Consider the following 24,445-nt stretch of genomic DNA (forward strand, 5'->3'; position numbering starts at 1 on the left):
GAAAAGGTGTTAATCGGAAGACAATCGATAAGTATTTCAAAATCTTTGAAGAGGCTGGATATTTGCGAAAAATCAGAAAAAAACCTCCTGGAAATGGAGGGAGTCATATATTCAGATTCTTTTCAGATGTAAAAATATCTGATTTCCAATTCGATATTATGAAACAGAGATTAAACCTGTCTATCAAAAAGGCGTCTATGAATTATAATTCTGACATTCCAAAAAGTGAGATGTCAGAAAGTGAGATGTCAGAAAGTGAGATGTCAGATTTTGGGCACTAATAAATATTAACTAACAACAAGTATTAAATAACAATAAATATTAAAAGACAACAAGTCCTACTTCTCTAAATAAATAAAAGAGAGAAATTTAAAATTTAGGATTTTTGTTTGAAAGGAGTAGAGATGGAAGAAACAATAAAGGAATTCCTGAAATTCAGAAGCCAATTTACAAAACGAGAATGGCTTGAAATTAACCAAGCCGTGGAAGTTTATTTAAACCAAAAAGCCGACCAGTTGAAACTGGACGACATAGATATAGAAATCATTTCTAAAAGGCTAGAAAGGAAAAAACGATGAACGATATTTCTCTAATCATAGTAACAATCGTAAATGTAGTTTGTGCTGTCATAAATCTATTTTGCTTTATTAAAGACAGGATGGAATGACTTGGATTTGAAAATGAAACGAAAGGAATGGATTATAAATATGAGACCAAGAAAATATCCGTATAGTGGGAAAAAAGAGTCCGCCTTTGTAAAGGCAGACCCTGAATTAGTTCAAGATATACTGATAGATTCAAAAAGTCTGACAACAACTTTGGATACAAAGAAAATTAGTTGTCGCTCTTTAGAAGTCCAAGTTCTAGCATGGAATTTACCAAAGTAACAATGGTGCTTTTAGAAGTTGATTTTGACACATATTCAATAATGTTGACAATATGTTGAGCTTGTTCAGTATTGATGTCGAGATCTAACGAATTTAATTCAGTTACAACGTAGTCTACTAGTTGGTTGTTTGAATTAAAATTTTGATCTATGTGTTTTGAGACAACTTCCATAAATTTATTAGAATCCATATTAAATCTCCTTTCTGTTGAAATTTTGACTAAAACGGTGAGAGGTCCTAGTCAAGATTATTATAGCAATTTAGGAGGATATTACATCAGTCTTGAGACTGATGTAGGAGGTTGAATGGAAGATAAAGTCATTGAACTTGCTGATTATTTCATCAGCGAATCGACAACGTACAGAGAAGCTAAAATAGCGTGTGAGAAGCTATTGAAACAAGTCAGCCATGAGATTGAGCTCAGGGCGCTGGAAAGCAAGACTTTTTAAACAAAAAAGCACCTGACGGCAATCAGGCGCTAATCAAAAATTACTAATTAAATTATATCACAAAAATGCTTGCCCGCATAGTTGAGAGGATGTAGAAAATGGAAGGTATCACGTTACAATTACGATTGGACGGTGAAAGTGCTGAATTGTTCACAAATCAATTACTGGCTTTTGCTGAAAAGCAGGTCAAGGAGCAGTTAGAGAATGACCGCATGCCAATCAATCAACAGGCTTTGATGAAGAAGTTTGGCTTTAATCATGCCTATGTTAAGAAGTTAGAACGCAAAGGATTAAGATTTCGTAAGCAAGGGAAAGATATTATGTATGATGTCAATGATGTTTATGAAATTTTGGAGTTAGAGAAAGAAGTACGAAAATTAAGAGTGTAAGGAGATTAAAAAATGTTTGAACCACCATTAGTTAGCCAATTATTAGGAACTGGCACAGTGATTTTAGGATTTATCGGTACAGGGCTTCTAGCTCGTCAGATGGATAAGCAGGAAGAGGAGAAAATCCGCCAGAAGGAAGAAGAGAGACGAGAAGAGCAAGAATTTGCGTCTATGATTATCCAAGGTTACAACCAAGCATACGAACGTGGTAGAGAGGTACAGCGTCAAGAAATCCGCAAGAATATCCGTCGGGAGTTCAAAGGCTTCACATTTGATAACGAACCGCCTGTAGGCTTGCGCCCTGAACCGTTAGCTTTGCCAGAACCACGAAGAGCACGCTATGCAAAGCATTTGGGATAGAGCAAAGGAGACGCTAATGACTAGAATTGAACTTGAAAACCGTGTGTGGCTTTTGGCCAATCATGAAGAAAAAAACGAATTACTGGATCTTGGACTAACATCCAAGGCCAGATATGTGAAGCGAGTGCTGGAACTTGGAAAGGTGTATGCGCATGTTTAATTATGACAGAGATATGATGCAACCACCTGAACCACGAGAAGAACTCGACTCAAGCGAGTATGTATATATTGGGTGTGGGCAGTATCGATATGTGGGTGATGAAATATGATCCAGGAGCTACACGAAGAAATCGACAACTGGAGAGCTGAATATATTCATCTTGGCCGAGAGCTGGGGCAAATCATCAACGACCAACAGGATATTATTTTGAAATTACAAAACGAAAATCGACGCTTAAAGCGTGAAAATTGGAATTTGAAGAAGACGAAAGGTAGAAAGAAATGACAAACGAACTAACACAAACAAAAGGCGCATATCTAACAGACTTGCAAAAACTAGACGGAGCAACATTGCGAAATTTTGTTGACCCAAAACATCAAGCAAGCCCACAAGAATTACAAACTTTACTGGCTATCGTGAAAAATCGTAATTTAAACCCATTCACAAAAGAAGTTTACTTTATCAAGTACGGAAACAATCCTGCACAGATTGTTGTCTCAAAGGACGCTTTTATGAAGCGTGCGGAACAAAATCAAAATTATGACGGTTTTGAAAGTGGAATTATCTACGAAGATGCAAGTGGAGAGTTAAAAAATAAAAAAGGCGTCATCTTACCTAAAAATTGTACTCTAATCGGTGGTTGGTGTGAGGTTTATCGTAAAGATAGAACTAGACCAGTATATCGTGAAGTTGAGTTGTCAGCGTATAACACTGGGAAGAACTGGTGGCAAAAAGCGCCAGGGCAGATGATTGAGAAAGTTGCAATTGTTGCAGCAGTCCGTGATTCGTTCTCAGAAGATGTGGGAGGACTTTATACAAGTGAGGAAATGGAACAAGCAGCTCCTATCGATGTAACTCCTCAAGAATCTCAAGAAGAAGTGAGAACGAGGAAAATGGCTCAGATTGAAGAGATGAAGCGAGAGCAGGAGAAACATCAAACATCAGCTTATCCAGAAGATGAAATTCCTGATTTTGAAGACGAACCACTACAAGGTGAACTCTTAGAGGAAATGGAGTACTAACATGCAAGAATTACAAGTTATTGATGATAAGAAAATCAATAAAATTTATGAAATGATTACAACGGATGAGCTTACTAGAGAGTCTTTTGAAAAAGACCTCATAGAGGCTACTGAAAAGTACAAGGACTATATTCCTACAGCTAGCACTCTCAAAGACGACAAGGCAAAGCGAGCTGAATTTAATAAGCTAATTGAGTCTAAAAATCGTATCCGTATCGACACTAAAAATTTGCTATCAGAGACGGCTAATACATGGGATAGTTATGCAAAGTCAATTATTGAACCATTTGCAACCGTAGTTAGTGAATTTGATAAAGGTATCAAGGAAATTGAAGAACATCACAGACAACTAAAAATAGATACGGTTAAGAGTTACATAGCCAATAAATCAGCTGAGTACATGCTAGATCCTCGTCTATTTGACGAGAAAGCCCTTGAGTACATCAAGGCAGGCGATTTCATGGCTGACGGTGTGACACTCAAGAAAGTAACGATGAAGTCGCTTGATGACATGATTACATTTGAGTTTCAGAAACAGCAAGAATTTGAAAAGGCTAAGTCAGCTATTTCAGGGTTATGTGCTGAGTATGGCATAACTGACTCACCTTACATCCGACAGCTGAAAGACTTGACGCTTGCTGAGGTCTTTGAACAAATTAAAGCTGATTATGAATTTGAAAAGCAAAAAGAAGAAGTTAGATTGGCTCAAGAGCGAGCTGAACGAGAACGTGAGGAAGTTTTAGCTCAGCAACAAGAGCAAGCGCCAAAATCAACGGAGACCGCAAAATTTGACCCAGAGACGGGCGAAATCTTAGACGGTGGGCAATTATCCCAAAATCGACAAGAAGTCGTCAGAGGGGCTGAAAATGACTTAAAACGATATACCCAAAAAATGACCTTGGAAGTGTATTTCACTGACACGGAAGAAAAAGACTATTTCAAGAATAGCCTTGCGGATTTGGGATTTGAATACAAGAAAAACTACACTGTTCAAGGTTATCAACGAATTGAACCGTTGACACAGGCAGAATTGGATGAACTGATTAAATAAAACAACGTGCCGTGAACCACGAAAAAAGCGAACTAGAAAATGCGTCAGTAAAGGTTATGTAACCTTGGACGAATGACGCAAAGAATTTCACTCACGCTTGCTTTGCTCACAATTTGGCAGGCGTGGGATTTTGGTAGGAAGTATGGCAGAGAGGAGATTATGAAACTGAATGAGGTCCTTGGATGAATAGACTAAAAGAATTGAGAAAAGAAAAAAAGCTAACTCAAAAAGAGTTAGCTGAAAATATCAGGGTTCATTATCGGACTCTTCAAAATTGGGAAAACGGAGAAAGCCAAATTAAACCAGAAAAAGCCCAACAACTAGCTGATTACTTTGGGGTAAGCATTGGGTATCTGTTGGGGGATGAAAGTAACCCATTGGAACGACTGGAAAGCTTAGTTGATGAACTAAAGGAACACAAGGACTTGATAGGAGTTCTGGATTGGTACACAGTTTTTGATTTAGCTAATGACATCCTTGCAATAGCAAGCGTGGAAAAAGCTAGGTGTTTAGGGAGGTTGAATGAAGGAGAGATTGATTCTTAAATTTGAGTTAAACAGAAAGCAGATGATTAACTCAAATGATAGACCGCACTTTCATCAAAAGGCTAAAATCACTAAGTTTTTACGGCAGTTAGCTGCATATGAGGGCAACAATGTACTGAGAGATTACTTTGGGCTGCCTTACAGCGAGGACAAGCCTTGCAAGGTTAAGGTTCGGATATATCCTCCGACAAATCGGAAGTATGACCCACCGAACTGGTCACCTACAAGCAAGGCTTTGTTTGACGGTTTGACGGACGCTAAGATTTGGACAGATGATAATTACAACGTGATAGTATCGACTGAGTTCATGCACGGTGGCAAGTCCGGAAATAAGAATTATAGGATTGAGCTGGAGATTTACGAATATCACGAGATATTGCAGAGGATAGTGGATGGGATTTGATAAGCAATAATTGATAAAAGGTTATCAACGCACAATCAAGCAAAACGAAGAGAAGATAATCGAGTATTCGAAGCCGTGCGATGCACGGAAAAGACGCATTAGAGCGCTGGAGCGCGATTTGTTGAAGAAAAAGAATAAAGAATTAAGGCAGAAAGTAGAGGAGTTGAAAGATGAATAAGCAGGAATTGATTGAGAAATACGAAGCGGTTGAATGTCTTGTAGGTATTGTTAGCGGAAAAACTATTCTAAAAAGCGTTCTAAGAGACTTGCAACAACTAGACGAACCAGAAAAAGTCAAGGTTCCGCAGTTTGTGGCGGATTGGATTGAGTATTGTAAAGTCAAGAAAATCACTTTAGCTCACGCATTCTATCGTTCTGAAGAAGCAGAAAACAAAAACGTTTTTAGTTGGATTGTCAAAGACTCAGGCAACCAAGAAACATTCGCACAAGCTTGGATTTTCGGCTACGAGGTCGAGAAAGAGAAGCGGTATTTGGTGAAAGTGAAAGGTATCGTAAACGCATTGAGCTTTTTGAGCTATCACAAAAATGCTGATATATGGACGGTCACAGATAAAAATAATTCAGACGGACACGGAGCACACCACACCCGAAAAGAACTAGAAGAAGCTGGTTTCGGCTGGGTATTCGATTGCCCAGGGATTGAGATTGAGGAGGTGGAGTGATGAATATAAAAGATTTGGAAAAAGCAGGAGAAATCAGGCAACAGATTAAAGAACTTGAAAAGTTTATCAATCACAAAAAAACGCCCCTTGAAGAAGCTTTAATATTGAGACAAGATCCGAAATTTAGGTTATCAATTAAAAATTGTACATTTTATTCTGATACAACGTTGTTTATTACATCTGAAGTTTTATCAGATGCGATTAAGGTTGTTTTGACGCGAACAATCGAGGATTTAAAAGAGCAGTTGATAGAGTTAGGAGTTGAAGTAGATTGAAACGATTCATAGCTATCTGGATTCTGCTATCTGCTGGACTAAACATCTGGCAGATGGACAGGATTCGAGATTTGGAAGAGAAGAAGCCAATGGTTATCTACAAGGCGGATAACGCAGGCGCGGAGATATTTGGTAAGGTTGTTGAGAAAGGACGACACGGCAAGCTATATACGCTTACCATTCGTGACTACGGTGTGTTCGTGGTTACGAAGGACGTGTATGAGAAAGTGAAAGTTGGGGATGAGGTGATGTTATGACACCAGTTGAAATTTGGGCTAGTCAGGAGCTAGATACTAGTTCTGAAAAACTAGCGGAACTAGCAGCGTTATTTGAAATATAAGCTATGATTTTGTTCTTTGAAAACTGAATAATGAATGGGTGCGAGAACTTTTTTGTTGAAAAATAAAAAAGCTGTACAAAACTATTGACATGTACAGCGTTAAGTATTATAATAGTCTATGTAAGGTTGAGAAATCTAACAAATCCAACAGAAAGGACTTAGCAGATGGCTAAACACGACAAGAAGAAAAAGCGATTAAAACTAAATGAGATCACAATCACCCTCGATCTCGTAGTAGTTAAAATCACTTTTAAACTTTTGTAAGGTAGTAGGAGCGAAAGCTCCTCGCTACTGTTTAGTTCATTCTAGCATAAGGAAAGGTAAAAAGCAAATGAAAGACAATGTACTTTACCACAAGAAGTTCAAGCGTGCAGAAATTACGATTGAGCGGACGACCTTGAAAGAAAAAGTTCAAGGTGTTGTTGGCATTGCCGTCCTTGCCTTGGCTATTTGGTATTTTACTAGATAGTTATGGCAAAGAAAATGGGGCGACCTCTAAAAGGAGAGAGCAAGCGAGATAAGCGCGTCACGATTCGTTTGACTGAAGATGAGTTTGCTTTTGTTGATGAAGTATCTACAAAAGTTGGACTATCAAAGACTGAAACGATATTAACAGCCGTCGAGTTGCTCTACACCTCATTAGAGGAATAAAAAAATACCATGTAACTAGTCGGATTGGCGTTTGAGTAGTTACATGGTGCCTCGCACCCATTCATAATGAATAGGATACGCATATAGTATATCATGCGTACCCTTATTCATGCAACAGTTTTATAGAAAGGGTACGCTTTTTGTGTACAGAAAATCATGGAAAATCAAGATTTTATCAACGAATTACATATGGCCTTTAGATCAGAAGCAAGGACTGAGGAGTTAGAAAAGTGGGACGCACTTCTAGCTGCAATCATCAGAAAACATTTTCCAGAGGAACAGGCGAGAGTATTCTTTGATGTTCAGGCAACTTTTATGGCAGTTTTTGCCAATGATCTAATTAATTTTATTATTAACTATTTTACAGAAGAAGAGGAAACAAATGAATAACGTAATTTTGCTGAATAATCAGCAAGAAGTAATTAACGAAGAACCTTGGACTTATAAACAGTTCAAAGATTGGGTAGATAATCAAGTTGACTTTGCAGAAGCTATGAGTTTACCTGCTAATAAAAAAGTGCTTGATATTATGATGGAAAAAAATGCAGAGGCTTGGGCGGAAATTGCAGATATGCTTGATAACCGCGAGTTGATTTATAAGATGAAGAAAGGATAAAGGAAATGGAATTACAAATTTTTAAAAATGAACAGTTCGGTCAAGTTCGTATGGTAGAGATTGAGGGTCAACCTTGGCTAGTCGGGAAAGATGTTGCGGATATTCTTGGATATGTAAATTCAAGAGATGCTCTGGCAAAACACGTTGATGAAGATGATAAGCTGACGTCGCAAATCGCGACGGCAGGTCAGATGAGAAATCAGACAGTCATCAACGAATCTGGTCTTTACTCGCTCATCCTATCCAGTAAGCTCCCACAGGCTAAGGAGTTTAAACGCTGGGTGACTAGTGAAGTGTTACCGTCTATCCGCAAGCATGGAATGTATGCGACAGACCAGCTACTTAACGATCCAGACCTAGCTATTGCAGCTTTTCAAGCTCTGAAAGCAGAACGAACAAAAAATAAGGAACTTGAAGTGCAGAATAGTAAATTGCAATCCGAACTAGACGAAATGAAACCAAAAGCAGACTATGTAGATGTAATGTTGGCTAACAAGGGTTTAATTTCTACAACTGCTATTGCTAAGAACTATGGAGAAAGTGCTAAAAAATTCAATTTGCGACTGAAAGACCTAGGTATTATATTTAAGCAAGGGAAGGTGTGGCTTCCTTATGCTAAATATCATACTAAAGGCTATGTGCATATTGAACCGCATCCTATTACACATAAAAATGGTATACCAGATGTCTCTTTGCATACGAAATGGACAGTGAAAGGGCACTTCTTCTTGTATGAAATTTTAAAAGACAATGGCATTCTGCCGTTAATTGAACGTGAAGATGTAGCTTAGGTAGAACAAAAGCCCAATCCATAAGGACTAGGCTTCGAAGATGAAATTGTAGAGTTGGACAACCTTCTGAAAACTGGTTGTATCCATGGTTGTGATTTTTTGAGCCTTGCGCTCTCTAAAGTCAAAAGTATAGAGTTGGAGTGGATTGACAGAGCCATCTACATTATTGGAACGCACAGGAACGAGCAGGCCTTGTTCTTCTAGTCTGTTTTGACCGTGTGTAATAGGGCATACAGCCACAAATCCCGTCCGCTCCGAATATTCTCTACGCGAGACGACAATAGCAGGACGGCGTTTCTGAATCTCACGTCCAACAGACGGGTCAAAGTCAATCCAGATGATGTCCTGTTTTTCTGGGATGTAATCATATTTCGCTGTCAAGGAATTTCACCCCCTCGAAGTCATCTTCCATACGTAGGTCTGCATCGCCACTAAATGGGTCTGGAATTTTTGGAGCAAGGACAATGACATTATCCACCCCCTTGTAGACAAACATCTCCTGCCCCTCTGGAACGTTGAGTGTTTTTGGGATGGTCACAGTGACAGAGTTCCCAACCTTACGAGTTTTAACAGTATTCATTTGTTTCTCCTTTATTTTGTATACATACAGTATACACCTAAAAAGGGAGTAAGGCAAGAAAAAAGCCAGCACAGCTGACTTCTCGTGTTATAGTTTCGCATAACTATTATATCATGAGGAGGAGTTCGTGTGCAAATAGAGTTATTGGATATCATCGATGAAAAGAAAACCAGAAAGGAAGCTATCAAAGTCCTAAAAAAATACAGTCGTCTGAGACGGATTGCTGGAGAAGAATACGCTCCGAAAATAACAATATCCTACTCACTTGAGCCAAGATCATCAAGTGGTCAGACAAGCAAGCAGGTAGAAAGCATGGTCTTGCGTAGAGTATCAGCTCAGCAGGATTTAGAACTAATCGCTAAAGCAATCAACAATCTTTCCGATATGGAATATACACGTATCCTAATCGAACGATATTGCAGGAAAAAGAGGAGGGAAGACTACAGCATCTACTCAGAACTAGGCTACTCATCCAGTGAGTATTATCGGATATTGAACAAAGCTCTATTAGAGTTTGCGGAGTCCTATCAAGCCAGCAACCTTTTGGTCTACAAGTGATTTCTGGGAAAATCTTGGGAAAAATCTGGGAAAACCTTGGGAGAATTGGAACGGAAAAACGTGCTAAAATAGTATTATCCAATGATTGACAACGAACAGTCATGAGGACTCCTAAAAATATAGAGGTTTCGGCCTCTTAGACAGTAAGGATAGGTTAGCAGGTTGTTTGGGTCTCCTTGAAACTTTTACCAAACGTGCGTTTTACTGCTAGACCAGCTGGTTCAATTCCAGCTACTGTCATATTCAATGCCGCGACTAGTGGCTTTTTTGATTATTTGAAAAGGTGGTGATGGACATTGGGTTAAATCAAAGACAAAAGATGTTTGCGAGCGAGTATTTGAGGACTGGAAATGTCTATCAATCCGCAATATTCGCAGGTTATAGTGAAGCGTATGCTAAGACAACCGCTAGTAAATTGCTAGAAAATGCAAGCGTTAAAACGTTTATACAAACCGAAACTGAAAAGATGCATGATGAAAATATTTTGAGTGCTAAAGAGGCTCTTTCAATTCTCTCAGACATCGCAAGAGGCCAGCGACTTGAGGAAGTTTTGATAATGAACCCTGTCACTGGTGAGGTGGATAGAGTTACGAAAAAGGCAGATAATAACACAGTTATTAAAGCGATAGCTGAGATATTGAAGCGTTATCCGACTGCTAAACAAGCTGAGAAACTAGAACTTGAAATCGAAAAACTTAAATCACAAATCGGTGTGGATAATGAGCAAGACGATAAATTGATAGAGTTTGCTAAGGCTTTGAGAGGTGCTTTTGACGACAAATAAATTTACGAAACGACAAGAAGAAGTACTTACACGAGTATTGAATGATGATTTTTTTATCTGTGGTCTCCATGGTGCAAAACGTTCAGGTAAAACTGTTCTAAACAATATGGTCTTCATGAATGAGATTGCACGAGTGAGAGAAACAGCGGATAGATTAAACATAGATGAGCCAATGTATATACTAGCTGGAACATCTTCAACATCGATACAAAACAATATCATTCAGGAACTGTATAACATGTTTGATATTGAACCTAAATACGATAAGCACGGAGCTTTTACCCTTTGCGGTGTCAAGGTAGTTCAAGTCTACACTAGTTCTATATCTGGTTTAAAGCGCGCCCGTGGCTTTACTGCTTTTGGAGCTTATGTAAACGAGGCATCTCTTGCTAACGAACAAGTATTTAAAGAAATCATCTCACGTTGCTCAGGAGAAGGCGCAAGGATTGTTTGGGACAGTAACCCAGACATCCCAACTCACTGGCTTAGACGGGATTATATCAACTCAGGCGACGATATGATTATAGACTTTCATTTCAAGCTAGATGATAATACATTCATGTCTGATAGATACCGTGAGAATATCAAAAATGCTACGCCAGCTGGTGTCTTTTATGATAGAGACATCCTTGGTTTGTGGGTAACTGGCGAAGGTGTGGTCTATCGTGATTTTAGTGAGAATATGTTTGTGGATAACGTACCAGAAGATATCACTAAAGTCTACGCTGGTGTTGACTGGGGATATGAACACTTTGGCTCTATCGTTGTTGTTGGAGAAACATCTGACGGTTCGGTTTATCTGTTAGAGGAACATGCGCATCAGTACAAAGAGATAGACTTTTGGGTAGACCTCGCTAAGAATATCAAGGTACGATACGGGAATATTACGTTCTGGGCAGATAGCGCACGACCTGAACACGTTGCAAGATTTCAAAGAGAGCAATTAAGAACATTCAACGCTAATAAAGCGGTATTGTCTGGTATTGAAGAAGTAGCCAAGCTGATGAAAGCTGGGCACTTTTTTGTTGTATCAAACAAGGTCAGCAAGTTCAAAGATGAGGTCTATCAATACATCTGGAACGAAAAGACAGGCGAGCCAGTAAAAGAAAATGATGACGTTCTGGATGCAGTGCGTTATGCGATTTACTCGCAACATACGCAACCAAAAGCAACTGTCCGCAGACGTTCTGATTATGGTCTATAGAGAGGAAAGACATGTACCAATATTTAACCTATCCACGGGATGGATATGATGAGGGTTCTTTGAAGAAAGACCTGATTTATAAATTGATAACGAAGCATAGCACTGAAGGCTCACGTTTGAAGAAGCTTAAAAGCTACTACTTGGGTGAACATGCTATCTTAAATCACAAGAGACGCAACGAGAACGCACCCAATTACAGGACGGTAGCTAATCATGCCAAGGATATCGCAGACACGGCTACGGGCTATTTTATGGGCAATCCTATCAAGTACAATAACACTGCTGACGGTGATATTGATGAGCTGCTTACAGCTTTTGATGGTGCTGAGATTGACCAAGTAGATGCGCAGAATGCTTTGAACATGGCTATCTATGGTCGTGCTTATGAATACATCTATGCTAAAGAGGGATTGACTGAGTTGGACTCAACTAGTATTGATCCAGAGAATACCTTCATGGTCTATGATGATAGCATTGAGCGGAAGCCTTTGTTTGCGGTCTATTACTATCAAGTTAAAGATGATACGAAAGACACGACTAAGTATCAGGCTGAGGTCTTTACAGAAAATCTGCATTATCACATGGTGCTGAGAAGTACAGATTCAGGAACAACTCAGAACGAGCAAGTAGAACCTCACAACCTTGGTCAAATCCCAATTATCGAGTATCGCAATAATCACTTCGCGATTGGCGACTACGAGCAACAGATTAGCTTAATTGACGCTTATAATTCCTTGATGGGTAACCGTGTCAATGATAAGGAGCAGGCAGTAGAGTCTATCCTTGTCTTATATGGTACGCAGTTAGCTGACACGCCAGAAGATGCCAAGGTAGCGATGAAGATTCTTTCTGAAGAAGGTCTTTTGGAATTACCGGGCGATAGTGCAAGAGCTGAGTTCTTGAAGAACACGCTGGACGAAAGTGCTACTGAAATCTTGCGTACAGCTCTGAAAGAAGACATCTACACATTCAGCCATGTGCCTAACTTGACTGATGAGAACTTCGCAGGGAATACGTCAGGGGTAGCCATGGAATTCAAGCTGATGGGTCTTGAGATGATTACCAAGACCAAGGAGGCGAACTACAAGCGAGGATTACGTCAACGGATTGCGATTTTTGCTCATTATTTAGGTATGAAGCAGATTGCACTAGAGTCTCATTCAATTGTTCCACAGTTTAGCCGTGGTTTACCTAAGAACTTACTGGAAATCTCTCAGATTGTGAACAACTTGGAAGGCAAAGTGACCAATAGACAACTTATTTCTCTCTTGCCGTTTGTGGAAGACCCTGACGCTGAGCTGGAAGCCTTGGAAGAAGAAAAAAAGAAGAACATGGAAAGAATGCCAATGTTCAACCAAGACAACACGAAACCCGAAGATGAGGTAGAGGATGAAGAATCAGGAGTACTGGGCGAAGAGGAAAGCCAATCTGATTTACCAGCAGATGGACAAGGCCGAAAAGCAGGCAGACCAGTTCGATAAGGTCTATCAAGAAGCTAAGACATACTTGGATAAGGAAATCAATAAGATTTTTGATAATTTCCAACGTGATTATGGTTTAAGTCAGGTAGATGCTAGACAAGTCTTGAAGAACATGAAAGATAAGAAAGACCTGAATGAACTTCGTAAGGTGCTTGAAGCGAGACCGAATGACCCGAACATTCAAAGGCTACTGGCTGACTTAGATAGTCCGGCTTATTCTTTTCGTATGAAGCGCCTAGAGCGTTTGAACAACGATTTAGATCGTATGCGTGAGTCTATCTACCGCTCTGAGAAAACGGGCTCAGATGCCTTTTATAGCGACTTGATGAAGGATAGTTACTACAAGGCTACCTTTGACCTGCAGCAGCAGACAGGACTAGCATACGGCTTTTCTGGGCTTCCTGAGAGCGAGATTAAACATCTACAGTCTTTTAGTTGGGTAGGTGACGGAAGTACCTACTCAACAGACATCTGGAAGAACACAGGGAAGCTTACTTCAAGCCTAAAAGATGAACTCCTCATAAGCCTTATGACAGGCCGAGGAACACGAGAAACTGCACAAGCGATTGCTGAGCGGTTTAATGTAGGTCAGAACGATGCAAGGCGTTTGGTTCGGACGGAATCAGCCTTTTTTCATAACCAAATGGAACTACTCAGCTATGAAGAAGCAGACATAGAAAAGTATATCTTTGTGGCCGTCTTAGACAAGCGTACATCACGCATTTGCCAAGAGCATGACAATCAGGTCTATGATAGGGATAAGGCTGTCCCTGGCGTCAATTGTCCGCCTATGCACCCTTGGTGTAGGTCTACTACTGTTGGATACGACGAGGACGCAGACTACAGCAAGTTGAAGCGCAGAGCAAGGAATCCAGTGACAGGTAAGACCGAGCTAGTGCCTGCCGATATGACTTATAAAGAGTGGTATAGCAAGTATGTTGCGAAAGACGGGGAAAAGGTGTATAATCAAGATACAAGAGAAGCCAATGCGAAATTTTATAGCGAACAACTATTGTCCAAAATTTCAGGAGTTGAGCCAAAAATTACAAGTGATATGCAACGTATCGCAGGAGAAAACAAATTGGCAGGTCTTGAATTTAGGAAGAAAACAGTTGAGTCGTTATCACGTAAAATTATTGCAGATAGCCTAGTTGAAAATATAAGTTTGTCAAAAGCCGTGAGTAAGATTAATGACGCCTTAAGGTACACAACTATTTTCGATTCCGATACTTTTACAGAAGAGTATTTGAAGATGAAACAGAAGCTTGTCGCAGAAGGTTATAAAATTGTAAAAGTAAAAAACACTTGGTTAGTAGATGGACCATACAAAGGTGTGAATACAGTCGTTGAAAAAGATGGTATCAACTTTGAAATGCAGTATCATACTCAGGAAAGTTTCGACTTAAAAAATGGTTCATTACATGAACTCTATGAGAAGTATCGTGATACGAATACATCTGATCTAGAACGCATGAAATTATTTAAGGAAATGCTTGATTTAAGCAATGGGCTTGAGATTCCTAAAAATATAGAGAGGGTGAAGTGATATGAAAGATATTAAATACTACCGCACAACGACGAACAATGCTCAAGTACTTCGTTTGATTGATGGTGTCATGCAAGTTTTTGACATTGAAAAAAAGTGGGTTAATAGCATAGATTGGTTTAATAAAATCTTTTTTAATGACTTTACGGATTTTGAAGAAATTTCAGAAAATGATGCATTTACTTATATTGACAGGATGGTAGCGGCATGATTGATATTGCCTTGGTTATCGCTAAAAAAGCACATGCAGGGCAGGTAGATAAAGCGGGTGTTGATTACATACAGTATCCTCTCTATGTGGCCAGTCAAGTCAACACTGAACAAGAAAAAGCTGTCGCTCTTTTACATGATGTGATTGAGGATAGCGATATAACTGCTGCCGATTTATTAGCGTCTGGTTTGTCAAATGAAGTTGTTGCAGCGGTACAAATTTTGACAAAGAAAAAAGGTCAAAGTTATCAAGAATATCTTGGGAAAGTAAAATCAAATAATTTAGCAAGAGTTGTAAAACTTGCAGATTTGAAACACAACTCAGATTTATCACGTTTGAAATCTGTTACCAATACAGACTACGAGCGTGTTAAAAAATATAAAAATGCAATTTATTACTTAAGCACCTAGAGAAATCTAAGCGCTTTTTTCGTGCTCGGAAAGGATTGAAAATGAAAGTTAAAGAACTTTGTAAAGTGATAGAAAAAGAGTCTTATGTAACTGTTGAACATCACGGCAAACAATTGGAGGGCGACTATCCTTGTTGCTTTCTTGATTGTGAGTTAGAAGTCAAAAGAGTTTCCGTCATAATCGGAGATGTTATCCTTATAGAAACATAAAAGAAAGGAACTAAAAATGGAAGATTGGAAAGAACGCTTTAAAAAAGAATACTACGAATTGAAAGAACGATTCCAGAAGTTAGACATGATGATTGGTCGATACGAAAAAGGGCAACTTGAGTTTGAACCTAGATGTCCTATCGATTTGTTAAAGAGGCAACGTTCGGTTATGTGGGATTACCTTTCAACTCTAGAACAGCGTGCAAAAATTGAAGAAATTAAACTATAAAATCTAACCGCATCGAAATCGAGGCGGTTTTTATATTGTCCAAGCATTGAAGACTCTAAAAGCTATGGAAATTACAGTCGGGGACGACTTTAAAAATAGGAGGTTCGCAATGAACGAAGAAACACAAACAGTCGAAACGGTTGAAGAACAAAAGGTACCTGCAGAACCTGCACAACAACCGCAAGACGAGAAGAAGTACACGGACGCAGACGTCGATGCTATCATCGATAAGAAGTTTGCCAAGTGGAAATCAGAGCAAGAAGCCAAGGAAAACGAAGCTAAGAAGCTTGCTAAGATGAACGCTGACGAGAAACAGAAATATCAGTTAGACCAGCGTGAGCAAGAACTAGCTGACCGTGAAAAGGCTATTGCTCGTAAGGAATTGACCGCAGAAGCTAAAGCAATGTTAAGTGAACGTGACTTACCTGTTGAGTTAGTAAATGTAGTTGATTTGACAAGCGCAGAGACGGTATCTGAATCTGTCGCTGTATTGCAGAAATCATGGGAACAAGCCGTGCAGAAAGGCGTACAAGAAAAGCTAAAAGGCGGAGCTCCAATGAAGCAAGCGCCAGTTGACAGCGACGGTATCACAAAAGAAGAATTCGCTCGTATGGGTTATCAGAGTCGAAATGAACTCTATCAAAAGAACCCAGAACTCTATAAGAAATTGAAAGGTTAAAATAAATGACAGCAGGACAAACTAAATTAGCCACTATGGTTAACCCAGAAGTGATGGCGGACATGGTTTCCGCTAAACTACCTAAATTGATTAAATTCACTCCACTTGCTTATGTGGAAACAGCACTCCAAGGCCAACCAGGGAATGCCCTAACAGTTCCAGCATGGGAGTACGCAGGAGATGCGGCTGAGGTTGGAGAAGGTAAAGCTATTTCTCCAGACCAATTGACTACTAAAAAGACTACTATGACCATCAAAAAGGCTGCTAAAGGTTATGAAATTACCGATGAAGCTCTTTTGTCAGGTCTTGGTGACCCACTAGGTCAAGCGACTTACCAGCTTGGTTTGGCTATTGCTAACAAGATTGATGATGATTTGGTCGCAGTAGCTAAGACTGCAACACAGCACGTTGCAGAAGCTCCTACAACAGGAGCAGCTCTTGATAAAGCACTTGCTATTTTTGACGATGAAGAAGATGCAAAATATGTAGCTCTTATCAATCCAGCAGATGCCATTGATTTGCGTGCTAACACTGTGAAAGAATGGATTTCAGGCACAGAAGTAGGAGCGAATACAGTTGTTTCTGGTACATTTGGAGAAACACGAGGTGTTCAAATTGTGCGTACTAAGAAAGTTGAAAAAGGTAAAGGCTTTATCGTCAAGGTGTCTCCTAGCCAAACTCAGACAGATGACGCCAATAAATACGGTGCATTTGTTATTATGCTAAAACGTGATGTGGCTATTGAAACAGACCGTGACATCCTTAAAAAGACAACAGTTATCACTGGTGATGAACACTACGGCGTTTACCTATACGACCCTACACGAGTTGTAAAATTCGGTGAGTAAGAGGTGGCGATATGAGCTTATTGCTACGACGTCATTATATCCAAGAGGAGCAGGCTAACCAGTATTCTGATTTAGAGAATAAGACTTTAGAAGAGTTGAAGAATCTAGCTAAGGAAGCTGGCATAACTGGTGCCTATAAGTTATCAAAAGCCGAAATTGTAGAGGTGTTGGAGGATTTAAAAAGTGAAATTTAAAGTCAAACAAGATTTCTATGATTGGGAATCAAATGTGAAACGACTGGTAGGGGAGGAGCTTGAGATTACTGAGGAACGATATGCCGAGCTGGCTGACAATTTTGCTAGCAATGGTGTCACTATCTCAGATGTTCTTGAGGAAATCTTTCCTGAACCTGAGTTCTTAGAAGAGGATTGATATGTCTATAGAGTTGCTGAAGAAATTAACAGGCGAAGAAGATACTCAGCTTCTCATGTTGCTCCAAACGAGGGCTACAAATCTTATCTTGTCAGAGACTAATCGCACATCTTTGACACCTGCTTTAAGTCTCTTAATACCTGAGGTTGCTATCGAGCTCCACAACCGCTCAGGAGCGGAGGGAGAGCGCTCTAGAACCGAAGGTGGTATAGCAGTAGTCTACGGAGAAAACGGCCTGTCTACGGGTCTTTTACAGCGTATACGCATGCATAGACTAGCAAGGGTGGCAGGCCATGTTTTTGAAGCAGAGTAGACTGAAACCTTATCCAATGCGGCGGTTTGAAAAGACTGTCACAGAGGAGGGAGTCGCAAAAGAAGGGTATGCCAAGGAAGCTGAGACAGTCCGCCTTGAATTGTGGCCAGCTAGTAGCAAACTACAATCTGAATTGTATGGCGAGCGTGTCAATGACATTTTGAACGCAAATGCCAACAAGTCAGCTACTATCAAAGTAAAGGATGGTGTGTGTATCGATAGCCCGACGGAAGTTACTCACAGGGTTATTTCTAAAAAGGTCTACACACATCATCAAGTTTTGGAGTTAGAGCGTGTCAGAGCTACTAGGGGCAGATAGGCTTATAGCTAAATGTAGACGATTGGCTAGCAAAAAAACTGGCGAGGGTATCGTCTTACGTGCGGTACACAATGCTGCTATAAAGGTTGTCCAAGCTGATGCTAAAAGACTTGCACCAGGCAACAATGGAAAGCTTATAATTAGTATCAAAACTAGAGCAAAAATGGACGGAGATAGGGCTATAGGTGAAGTTTACACTAATCTAAAATATGCTCCTTACGTTGAATTCGGAACAGGACCAAAAGGGCAGGCTAGCCATTCTGGTATCTCTCCAGAAGTCAGCGTGACTTACAAGTCTAATCCTTGGTATGTGCATGAAGACCAAATCAATGTAGGGCCTTACCACTTTCAAAAGATTGGGGAGTTCTACAAGATGTATGGTCAACCTGCACAGCCTTATCTTTATCCAGCTTTGAGAGACAATCAAGAGCGTGTGTCTAAGAATATTTCGAATTATGTGCGTAGAAAGATAAGAGAACAAATAAAATGATCAATATCAAGCCTGTTATTTATAAAGAATTGCAAAAGGTCGCAGATAATGTGACTGATACTTATCCTAGCGATTGGGAGACTTTTCCAGTCGTTATTTTTTTGGAAGAACAAAACAAGCCCGGAGAGTGGTTTGACGACCAGGAACAAAAATCATCTATCCGCTACAAGGTGGATATCTTTGATGATACTAGCACTAGTGAGTTAGCTGTTAAAATCAATCAGATTTTTGAATCTTTAGGTTTGCGAAGAACCGACTGCCAAGACGTACCAGACCCGTCTCATTTGAGACATAAGGTCATGCGTTTTGAAGGTGTCGTTGACTTACACTCAGAGCTTGTTTTTCAATTTAGAATGGAGAATTAAACATGTTAGCAAATGGAATTACGCTTTCTTATAGCAAAACAAAAGGTGGCTATACTAAGCTTGTTGGATTGAAAGAAGTACCAGAATTTGGTATCGAACCTGAAAAAGTAGAGAATACTACTCTTGAAGATAAAGTTAAGAAGTATGAGTTCGGTATTGGAGACGCAGGGGAATTGGAATACAAATTCTCTTACAAGAACGACGGAGAAACTGCACCTTATCGTGTATTGCGTAAAGCGGCAGACAATAAGGAAAAACTCTTCTTTGAACAGACTTATCCAGATAACACGAAAGTTCATTTTGAAGGTCAAGTATCTGTTAAGCTTGGCGGTGGCGGTGTCAATGCCGTTATCGAGTTTACCCTTAAAATTGCGTTACAGTCAGAGTTGGAATTTACAGATGGTCTTGGAGGTTAATTAAATGGCGTTAAAATACACAACTTGGAAAGTTACTGATGAAAAAGAGTTGAAGCTACGTTTGACATCTCATCAAGCTGCAACTGTGGAAGAAAAAATCGGCATGAACTTGTTAAAGATTTTTATGCCTGAAGCTGGTGAAGAATTCACTTTACCGCCTTTGAAAGTTATGTTGTTGTTAGTTCATGGAGCCTTGCAGCAGTATGAACATGGGTATTCCTTTGAGGATGTCTACGATCTATGCGATGAATACGTGGACAACGGTGGAGACCAAACAACCTTCATGTCAGAGGTTTTAATGCCACTCTTTGAAGTATCGGGTTTTACTCCACGAGGAAGCAAGGACAAGAAAACTTCCAAGAAGAAAATGACAGTAGTCGAGTAATCTTAACGGTAACGCAGATTATTGAGAGGCTTTACCCTATGTTTTTGGACATCGGGGGTAAGCCTCTTGATTTTTGGGATTTGACGGTGCTTGAAATCAGAGAAATGATAGAAAGCTACAACCGTGTCAAAATCCGAGAGCGTAAAGAGAAGATTATTGACTCATACAGACTTTCGCAGATGATATCTAACCACGTTTCCTTATTGTTATCCAAAGATGCCAAGGTCTTTGAGTTCTGGGAATATGCGCCTGAGTTATTTGTAGAAGAGCAACAAGCGATAGAACAGGAACGGCAGAGACAAGCGCTTTTGCTACATAAGGAACGAATGCGTGAATTTGCAGAAAGACATAATCTCAAAAGGAAGGAGGAAATGAATGGCAACTCTTGACGAATTGAAAGTCATGATTGACGCTGAGATAGCGCCTTTCAGGAAGAAGATGAAAGAAGTCGAGAATCAGGTCAAAGGAACATCTGACCAAGTGAAGAATGCCACTGCCAAAGTTCGTGAACAGTCGAACTCTATCGGTAGTGCGTTTGGTAAACTAGCCAAGTTCGCTGGTTTTGCAATCCTTGGTAAGAAATTGCTTGATGTTGGGATGTATTCAGCGCAGACGGCTCTTGAAGTATCAGCGTCTATGAACCAAATCAAGCGACAGATGGGCGAGAGTTCGCAATCTTTCTTAAAATGGGCTAACGATAACGCTAACGCTATGAATATGGGGGTGGGTGAGGCTACCAACTACGGTGCAGTCTACTCAAACTTATTTTCTGGATTTATAAAAGATACCAACAAGCTAAGCGCCTATACTGCTAAGATGCTGCAGACATCGGCAGTTGTTGCTGAAGGTTCAGGGCGTAGCATTACAGACGTTATGGAGCGGATTCGCTCTGGTTTACTAGGTAACACCGAAGCAATTGAGGACCTAGGAATCAACGTTGAAGTTGCTATGATTGAGTCCACTGAAGCCTTTAAGAAGTTCGCAAACGGACAGAGCTGGCAACAGTTGGACTACCAAACCCAGCAACAAATCCGCCTTATGGCTATTCTGGAACAGGCTACAGCCAAGTATGGGAATACCTTGTCCAATTCTGTAAATGGACGTATTAGTCTATTTAAGTCTCTGATGAAGGACGCTGCATTGAACCTTGGTAACTCTATGTTGCCGATTATCAATGCCATTATGCCTGTCTTGAACTCTTTTGCCATGGTCTTAAAGAATGTTACTGCTAAACTCGCTGAGTTTATCGCTTTGATGTTCAACAAGAAAGCGACAGTTAAAGATGGTGTTGGTGGAGCAGTTGGAGACATGGGTAACGCCATGAAAGACGCTGCAGGCGGAGCAGGAGACCTTGCTGATAATCTTGGAGACTCGGCCAAAAACGCTAAGAAGGCCGCTAAAGAGTTGCTAGGTCTTTTGGGATTTGATGAGATTAACATCTTGCAAAAACCAAAAGACGACGATGCAGGCGGTTCTGGAGGCGGTGGCGGAGGCAAAGGTGGTAAAGGAAAGGGAGGCGGTGGTGGACCTTTCAAAGACATCTTGCCAGAAGTCGAGTTGACCGACATGGACAACCAATTCAAGAGCATTTTCGATGGCCTTGGGGATAAGCTGAAAGGGTTGTTTGACCTCTTCAAAAAAGGTTTTGATGCAGCCTTTAGACCAGAAGGTATTGAACGCATTAAGACCGCCTTAGACCAAATAGCTAAGATACTAGGAGAAATCGCCACTGACCCAAGGGTTGTGAATGCCTTTAACCGAATGGCTGAGAAAATTGCTTATGCTTTAGGGCAAGTGACAGGCTCAATAGCTACTATCGGTTTGGGTATCGGTGTTTTCCTTGCCGAAAGTATTGCAAATGGTCTTGGAAGGCAAAAGGAACGCATTATCAGGGCGCTAGTTGCTTTGTTTGATAATATTGGTAACATTGCAGAGGCAGTAGGAAACATCGCTCAGGCCTTTTCTAGTGCTTTCTACGATGTCATTACCTCAACTGGTGCGGTTCGTATCGGTAGCGCTATTGTGTCAACATTTTTGAGTTTGAGTTCAAAAGCTGTTGAGATTGGAAGCAAGCTTGGCGGTGATTTATTCAAGGGCTTAGAACGCATTGTGACAGATAACGCTCCGAAATTATCAAGTTCTTTACAGGGAGCTTTAGATGCAATTGCTCCAGTATTCGAAACAATAGAGAAAGCAGTGAACCGTTTCGGAGATGCATTTAGTCGTGTGTATGATGAGCATGTTAGCCCATTTATAACAACTATTTCTAGCGGTATTTCTCAAATTGTATCAGTCTTTCTAGACAGTTTTGACAACAATGTTACTCCAGCTTTACAAAGATTCTCAGATGGATTTGAAGATGTCTATAACAATCATATCGGTCCAGCAATTGATTCTTTAAGCCAAGCTTTTGGAGGACTGGTTGATGTTCTCAAACAAGTCTGGGAAGATAATATGCAATCTTTTGCTGAGTTTTTAGCTGATACATTCGGTATCAACATTGGTGAAGTTGCCGATGTGCTAGGCGGAGCTATTTTAGAGGCTTTAAAAATTCTAGCTGATACAGTAAAAGTCGTTAGCGATGCTTTCGTTGCTTTTTCCGATTGGTGTAAGGATAACCGAGAGATAGTTTCAGCCATGGCCACCGCAATCGGTCTGGTATCGACAGCTTGGGAAGGAATTAAATTCATGTCTTGGGCTGAGCAGGCTGGTGGTCTTGCAGCAGGAATTGGTAAATTAAGCGGAGCTTTCACTGATTTAGTTGGTGCTGTAAAAGGCTTGACAGTTGACAAAATCAAGGACTTTGCAGAAAGCGTGTATTTGAACACCTTATATGCAAAAGACTTTGTGGTCAATTCAGGTAAATTGATTGTAGAGTTAGGAAAAACTGCTCTAGAACTTGGGAAATCAGCACTAGCGTGGGGTGTTCATGCGGCACAAATGGGACTTGCAGCAGCCGCAGAAATCGCTCAATCAGTTGCAGCAGGAGTTGCAGCAGCCGCAACATGGGCGCTCAATGGAGCTATTGCAGTCTTGACTAGTCCGATAACTTTAGTTATTGCAGCAATCGCAGCCTTAATTGGTATCGGTGTCTTGCTCTACCAAAACTGGGACACTGTTGTTGAGTTTGCTAAAACTGCATGGCAAGGACTATGTGATTTTATCAGTGGTATTTGTCAAGCGATTGGCGAATTTTTCAGCGGTCTATGGACGAAACTACAAGAAATCTTTGAGCCGATAGGTCAATGGTTTGGCGAGAAGTTCCAGCAAGCATGGGATGCTATTGTAAACATCTTCACACCGATTGGCTCATGGTTTGGACAACGTTGGGCGGATGTGACGAGTGCTTTGGCTAATATCGGGGCATGGTTTACTGACATGTTCCAAAAAGCATGGACTGGTCTAACAAACATCTTCAGCAAACTAGGTTCATGGTTTGGCGAAAGATGGAACGATGTTACAAGTGCGCTTTCCAGCGTTTCAAACTGGTTTGGTGAGATGTTCACTAATGCTTACAACGCTGTAAAAGATGCTTTCAGTTCTATCGGAGATTTCTTCAGTGGAGTTTGGGAAACTGTAAAAGGTATCTTCGTAAACGCTGGCCAGATGGTCGGTGAGGCAGTAGGTGGAGCGTTTAAGAGTGCTGTTAATGCGGTTCTTGGCACCATTGAGAATGTGGTTAATGGATTTATCGGCATGATTAATGGTGTTTTAGATGTTGTCAGAAACTTACCTGGTCTGGGATGGATTGGAAGTGTAAGCACAGTTAGCCTCCCTCGTCTTGCCCGTGGTGGTATCGTCGATAGTCCAACTATTGCCATGATTGGTGAAGCAGGTAAAGAAGCGGTCGTACCACTTGAAAATACAGGATTTATCCAAACACTTGGGCGAGTTGTCAGCAGTGCGGTAGTAAATGCCATGGCTGGTGTAAGTCCACAAGGTGGATTTTCTGGTGACGGCGACATCGTTATCCAAATCGCAGGCCATGAGTTCGGACGGGTAGCCATCCAAGAAATTAACAAGGAACATGAACGAGCAGGTCAAACCTTGCTCAAGATTTAGGAGGTTAAATGGCACAATTGACAATCAATGGGGTGGCTGTGAAGCCTCCCAAATCTTTTCAGGTCGGAATTCAAGATATCGATGGAGAAACAGGGCGTAATGCCAATGGCGACATGGTGCGTGACCGTATCACGACTAAGCGAAAACTAGACTGTGAATGGGGCATGCTGACTCAGGAAGAAATGAGTCAGCTTTTAAATGCTGTTTCAGCAGTCTTTTTTGAGGTCTCATATCCTGACCCTGTTAAAGGTCAGACGACTGGGACTTTCTATGTCGGTGATAGGACAGCTCCAAGCTATACCTTTACTGAGAAGTTCAAACCTTGGTCTGGCGCTAAATTTAATCTGATAGAGAGGTAAGAA

At 40.5% G+C, this 24,445-nt stretch carries 42 protein-coding genes and 1 pseudogene; 40 read left to right on the forward strand and 3 right to left on the reverse strand.

What is annotated here, in order from left to right:
- The first annotated feature begins 404 nt into the window (after nucleotides 1-404).
- Entirely contained in the window at nucleotides 405-578 is a 174-nt protein-coding gene (locus HT730_RS05260; RefSeq protein ID WP_173307013.1) for a hypothetical protein, read from the forward strand.
- A 256-nt stretch (nucleotides 579-834) separates the two neighbouring features.
- Here the strand turns inward: HT730_RS05260 and HT730_RS05265 are convergent, their stop codons facing one another.
- Nucleotides 835-1,077, reverse strand: coding sequence for a hypothetical protein (locus HT730_RS05265; RefSeq protein ID WP_050242933.1), 243 nt, complete (start codon nucleotides 1,075-1,077; stop codon nucleotides 835-837).
- Nucleotides 1,078-1,192: 115 nt separating this feature from the next.
- Here HT730_RS05265 and HT730_RS05270 point away from each other — a divergent pair, with 115 nt between their 5' ends.
- The 17 genes and pseudogenes from HT730_RS05270 to HT730_RS05350 all read left to right on the forward strand — a co-directional run bounded on the left by HT730_RS05270 (nucleotide 1,193) and on the right by HT730_RS05350 (nucleotide 8,622).
- Nucleotides 1,193-1,336, forward strand: a complete 144-nt coding sequence (locus HT730_RS05270; RefSeq protein WP_173307014.1) for a hypothetical protein — start codon at nucleotides 1,193-1,195, stop codon at nucleotides 1,334-1,336.
- A 98-nt stretch (nucleotides 1,337-1,434) separates the two neighbouring features.
- Nucleotides 1,435-1,725: a hypothetical protein gene (locus HT730_RS05275; protein ID WP_050242934.1), complete on the forward strand. Its 291-nt coding sequence runs from the start codon at nucleotides 1,435-1,437 to the stop codon at nucleotides 1,723-1,725.
- Between the two features lie 12 nt (nucleotides 1,726-1,737).
- Nucleotides 1,738-2,085 carry a hypothetical protein gene (locus tag HT730_RS05280; RefSeq protein ID WP_050242935.1) on the forward strand — a complete coding sequence of 116 codons (348 nt, stop codon included), beginning with the start codon at nucleotides 1,738-1,740 and terminating at the stop codon, nucleotides 2,083-2,085.
- A 16-nt stretch (nucleotides 2,086-2,101) separates the two neighbouring features.
- Nucleotides 2,102-2,245, forward strand: coding sequence for a hypothetical protein (locus HT730_RS05285; RefSeq protein ID WP_000196747.1), 144 nt, complete (start codon nucleotides 2,102-2,104; stop codon nucleotides 2,243-2,245).
- A gap of 105 nt (nucleotides 2,246-2,350) precedes the next feature.
- The gene (locus tag HT730_RS05290; protein WP_050242936.1) at nucleotides 2,351-2,530 is read left to right on the forward strand and encodes a hypothetical protein; all 180 of its coding nucleotides are present in this window, start codon (nucleotides 2,351-2,353) and stop codon (nucleotides 2,528-2,530) included.
- Nucleotides 2,527-3,267, forward strand: coding sequence for a phage recombination protein Bet (gene bet / locus HT730_RS05295; protein ID WP_050242937.1), 741 nt, complete (start codon nucleotides 2,527-2,529; stop codon nucleotides 3,265-3,267). Before HT730_RS05290 ends, bet begins: the two co-directional genes overlap by 4 nt.
- Before the next feature lies 1 nt (nucleotide 3,268).
- Complete coding sequence (locus HT730_RS05300) at nucleotides 3,269-4,318, forward strand: DUF1351 domain-containing protein (protein ID WP_050242938.1); 1,050 nt, start codon at nucleotides 3,269-3,271, stop codon at nucleotides 4,316-4,318.
- 182 nt (nucleotides 4,319-4,500) lie between these two features.
- Nucleotides 4,501-4,680 (forward strand): annotated as a pseudogene (locus tag HT730_RS10470) (helix-turn-helix transcriptional regulator); the annotation flags it as partial.
- Nucleotides 4,681-4,885: 205 nt separating this feature from the next.
- On the forward strand, nucleotides 4,886-5,266 hold the full coding sequence (locus tag HT730_RS05310) for a hypothetical protein (protein ID WP_240151464.1): 381 nt from the start codon (nucleotides 4,886-4,888) through the stop codon (nucleotides 5,264-5,266).
- Between the two features lie 170 nt (nucleotides 5,267-5,436).
- The gene (locus HT730_RS05315; RefSeq protein WP_173307016.1) at nucleotides 5,437-5,949 is read left to right on the forward strand and encodes a DUF1642 domain-containing protein; all 513 of its coding nucleotides are present in this window, start codon (nucleotides 5,437-5,439) and stop codon (nucleotides 5,947-5,949) included.
- Entirely contained in the window at nucleotides 5,949-6,224 is a 276-nt protein-coding gene (locus HT730_RS05320; RefSeq protein ID WP_050242942.1) for a hypothetical protein, read from the forward strand. The genes HT730_RS05315 and HT730_RS05320 overlap by 1 nt, the downstream gene beginning before the upstream one ends.
- Nucleotides 6,221-6,481: a DUF1372 family protein gene (locus tag HT730_RS05325; RefSeq protein WP_050242943.1), complete on the forward strand. Its 261-nt coding sequence runs from the start codon at nucleotides 6,221-6,223 to the stop codon at nucleotides 6,479-6,481. The genes HT730_RS05320 and HT730_RS05325 overlap by 4 nt, the downstream gene beginning before the upstream one ends.
- A gap of 414 nt (nucleotides 6,482-6,895) precedes the next feature.
- The gene (locus HT730_RS05330) at nucleotides 6,896-7,033 is read left to right on the forward strand and encodes a hypothetical protein (RefSeq protein WP_166736852.1); all 138 of its coding nucleotides are present in this window, start codon (nucleotides 6,896-6,898) and stop codon (nucleotides 7,031-7,033) included.
- Nucleotides 7,034-7,035: 2 nt separating this feature from the next.
- Entirely contained in the window at nucleotides 7,036-7,215 is a 180-nt protein-coding gene (locus HT730_RS05335; protein ID WP_050242944.1) for a hypothetical protein, read from the forward strand.
- A gap of 156 nt (nucleotides 7,216-7,371) precedes the next feature.
- Nucleotides 7,372-7,605, forward strand: a complete 234-nt coding sequence (locus HT730_RS05340; RefSeq protein ID WP_050242945.1) for a hypothetical protein — start codon at nucleotides 7,372-7,374, stop codon at nucleotides 7,603-7,605.
- Nucleotides 7,598-7,831 carry a hypothetical protein gene (locus tag HT730_RS05345; RefSeq protein ID WP_050242946.1) on the forward strand — a complete coding sequence of 78 codons (234 nt, stop codon included), beginning with the start codon at nucleotides 7,598-7,600 and terminating at the stop codon, nucleotides 7,829-7,831. The genes HT730_RS05340 and HT730_RS05345 overlap by 8 nt, the downstream gene beginning before the upstream one ends.
- Nucleotides 7,832-7,836: 5 nt before the next feature.
- Nucleotides 7,837-8,622, forward strand: coding sequence for a phage antirepressor (locus tag HT730_RS05350; RefSeq protein WP_050242947.1), 786 nt, complete (start codon nucleotides 7,837-7,839; stop codon nucleotides 8,620-8,622).
- A 27-nt stretch (nucleotides 8,623-8,649) separates the two neighbouring features.
- Here the strand turns inward: HT730_RS05350 and HT730_RS05355 are convergent, their stop codons facing one another.
- Both HT730_RS05355 and HT730_RS05360 read right to left on the reverse strand, forming a co-directional pair.
- On the reverse strand, nucleotides 8,650-9,003 hold the full coding sequence (locus HT730_RS05355; protein WP_050242948.1) for a type II toxin-antitoxin system PemK/MazF family toxin: 354 nt from the start codon (nucleotides 9,001-9,003) through the stop codon (nucleotides 8,650-8,652).
- Entirely contained in the window at nucleotides 8,987-9,202 is a 216-nt protein-coding gene (locus tag HT730_RS05360; protein WP_001098945.1) for an AbrB family transcriptional regulator, read from the reverse strand. The genes HT730_RS05355 and HT730_RS05360 overlap by 17 nt, the downstream gene beginning before the upstream one ends.
- Before the next feature lie 129 nt (nucleotides 9,203-9,331).
- Here HT730_RS05360 and HT730_RS05365 point away from each other — a divergent pair, with 129 nt between their 5' ends.
- The 22 genes from HT730_RS05365 (at nucleotide 9,332) to HT730_RS05470 (ending at nucleotide 24,442) form a co-directional block, all read left to right on the forward strand.
- Complete coding sequence (locus HT730_RS05365) at nucleotides 9,332-9,760, forward strand: ArpU family phage packaging/lysis transcriptional regulator (RefSeq protein WP_001165368.1); 429 nt, start codon at nucleotides 9,332-9,334, stop codon at nucleotides 9,758-9,760.
- A 289-nt stretch (nucleotides 9,761-10,049) separates the two neighbouring features.
- Entirely contained in the window at nucleotides 10,050-10,544 is a 495-nt protein-coding gene (locus HT730_RS05370) for a terminase small subunit (protein WP_050242949.1), read from the forward strand.
- Nucleotides 10,531-11,748 (forward strand): PBSX family phage terminase large subunit, encoded by a 1,218-nt coding sequence (locus tag HT730_RS05375; RefSeq protein WP_173307017.1) that lies wholly within the window; start codon nucleotides 10,531-10,533, stop codon nucleotides 11,746-11,748. The genes HT730_RS05370 and HT730_RS05375 overlap by 14 nt, the downstream gene beginning before the upstream one ends.
- A gap of 11 nt (nucleotides 11,749-11,759) precedes the next feature.
- Complete coding sequence (locus HT730_RS05380) at nucleotides 11,760-13,229, forward strand: phage portal protein (protein WP_164226342.1); 1,470 nt, start codon at nucleotides 11,760-11,762, stop codon at nucleotides 13,227-13,229.
- Nucleotides 13,138-14,775, forward strand: coding sequence for a minor capsid protein (locus HT730_RS05385; protein ID WP_173307018.1), 1,638 nt, complete (start codon nucleotides 13,138-13,140; stop codon nucleotides 14,773-14,775). Before HT730_RS05380 ends, HT730_RS05385 begins: the two co-directional genes overlap by 92 nt.
- A 1-nt stretch (nucleotide 14,776) precedes the next feature.
- The gene (locus HT730_RS05390) at nucleotides 14,777-14,986 is read left to right on the forward strand and encodes a hypothetical protein (RefSeq protein WP_000651746.1); all 210 of its coding nucleotides are present in this window, start codon (nucleotides 14,777-14,779) and stop codon (nucleotides 14,984-14,986) included.
- Nucleotides 14,983-15,396, forward strand: a complete 414-nt coding sequence (locus tag HT730_RS05395) for a GTP pyrophosphokinase (RefSeq protein WP_173307019.1) — start codon at nucleotides 14,983-14,985, stop codon at nucleotides 15,394-15,396. The genes HT730_RS05390 and HT730_RS05395 overlap by 4 nt, the downstream gene beginning before the upstream one ends.
- A 41-nt stretch (nucleotides 15,397-15,437) precedes the next feature.
- Nucleotides 15,438-15,605 (forward strand): hypothetical protein, encoded by a 168-nt coding sequence (locus HT730_RS05400; protein ID WP_156916953.1) that lies wholly within the window; start codon nucleotides 15,438-15,440, stop codon nucleotides 15,603-15,605.
- 16 nt (nucleotides 15,606-15,621) lie between these two features.
- Nucleotides 15,622-15,834: a hypothetical protein gene (locus HT730_RS05405; protein WP_173235128.1), complete on the forward strand. Its 213-nt coding sequence runs from the start codon at nucleotides 15,622-15,624 to the stop codon at nucleotides 15,832-15,834.
- A 109-nt stretch (nucleotides 15,835-15,943) separates the two neighbouring features.
- The gene (locus tag HT730_RS05410) at nucleotides 15,944-16,513 is read left to right on the forward strand and encodes a DUF4355 domain-containing protein (RefSeq protein ID WP_153195600.1); all 570 of its coding nucleotides are present in this window, start codon (nucleotides 15,944-15,946) and stop codon (nucleotides 16,511-16,513) included.
- Between the two features lie 5 nt (nucleotides 16,514-16,518).
- Entirely contained in the window at nucleotides 16,519-17,361 is an 843-nt protein-coding gene (locus HT730_RS05415) for a N4-gp56 family major capsid protein (protein ID WP_173307020.1), read from the forward strand.
- Between the two features lie 11 nt (nucleotides 17,362-17,372).
- Entirely contained in the window at nucleotides 17,373-17,555 is a 183-nt protein-coding gene (locus HT730_RS05420) for a Rho termination factor N-terminal domain-containing protein (RefSeq protein ID WP_050242956.1), read from the forward strand.
- Entirely contained in the window at nucleotides 17,545-17,733 is a 189-nt protein-coding gene (locus HT730_RS05425; protein WP_173307021.1) for a hypothetical protein, read from the forward strand. Before HT730_RS05420 ends, HT730_RS05425 begins: the two co-directional genes overlap by 11 nt.
- Before the next feature lies 1 nt (nucleotide 17,734).
- Nucleotides 17,735-18,046 (forward strand): phage head-tail connector protein, encoded by a 312-nt coding sequence (locus tag HT730_RS05430; protein WP_000021222.1) that lies wholly within the window; start codon nucleotides 17,735-17,737, stop codon nucleotides 18,044-18,046.
- Nucleotides 18,027-18,365 (forward strand): hypothetical protein, encoded by a 339-nt coding sequence (locus tag HT730_RS05435; protein ID WP_061654281.1) that lies wholly within the window; start codon nucleotides 18,027-18,029, stop codon nucleotides 18,363-18,365. The genes HT730_RS05430 and HT730_RS05435 overlap by 20 nt, the downstream gene beginning before the upstream one ends.
- Complete coding sequence (locus HT730_RS05440) at nucleotides 18,340-18,855, forward strand: HK97-gp10 family putative phage morphogenesis protein (RefSeq protein WP_173307022.1); 516 nt, start codon at nucleotides 18,340-18,342, stop codon at nucleotides 18,853-18,855. The genes HT730_RS05435 and HT730_RS05440 overlap by 26 nt, the downstream gene beginning before the upstream one ends.
- Nucleotides 18,852-19,220: a hypothetical protein gene (locus HT730_RS05445; protein WP_050242960.1), complete on the forward strand. Its 369-nt coding sequence runs from the start codon at nucleotides 18,852-18,854 to the stop codon at nucleotides 19,218-19,220. The genes HT730_RS05440 and HT730_RS05445 overlap by 4 nt, the downstream gene beginning before the upstream one ends.
- A 2-nt stretch (nucleotides 19,221-19,222) precedes the next feature.
- On the forward strand, nucleotides 19,223-19,636 hold the full coding sequence (locus HT730_RS05450) for a phage tail tube protein (RefSeq protein WP_050242962.1): 414 nt from the start codon (nucleotides 19,223-19,225) through the stop codon (nucleotides 19,634-19,636).
- A gap of 4 nt (nucleotides 19,637-19,640) precedes the next feature.
- Entirely contained in the window at nucleotides 19,641-20,021 is a 381-nt protein-coding gene (locus HT730_RS05455) for a DUF6096 family protein (RefSeq protein ID WP_173307023.1), read from the forward strand.
- Between the two features lie 38 nt (nucleotides 20,022-20,059).
- Entirely contained in the window at nucleotides 20,060-20,410 is a 351-nt protein-coding gene (locus tag HT730_RS05460) for a hypothetical protein (protein WP_173307024.1), read from the forward strand.
- Complete coding sequence (locus tag HT730_RS05465; RefSeq protein ID WP_173307025.1) at nucleotides 20,397-24,083, forward strand: hypothetical protein; 3,687 nt, start codon at nucleotides 20,397-20,399, stop codon at nucleotides 24,081-24,083. Before HT730_RS05460 ends, HT730_RS05465 begins: the two co-directional genes overlap by 14 nt.
- Before the next feature lie 8 nt (nucleotides 24,084-24,091).
- The gene (locus tag HT730_RS05470) at nucleotides 24,092-24,442 is read left to right on the forward strand and encodes a DUF6711 family protein (protein ID WP_173307026.1); all 351 of its coding nucleotides are present in this window, start codon (nucleotides 24,092-24,094) and stop codon (nucleotides 24,440-24,442) included.
- The last annotated feature ends 3 nt before the right edge of the window (nucleotides 24,443-24,445 follow it).

This window comes from Streptococcus sp. k-628 (assembly GCF_013277475.1).
Lineage (GTDB): Bacteria > Bacillota > Bacilli > Lactobacillales > Streptococcaceae > Streptococcus.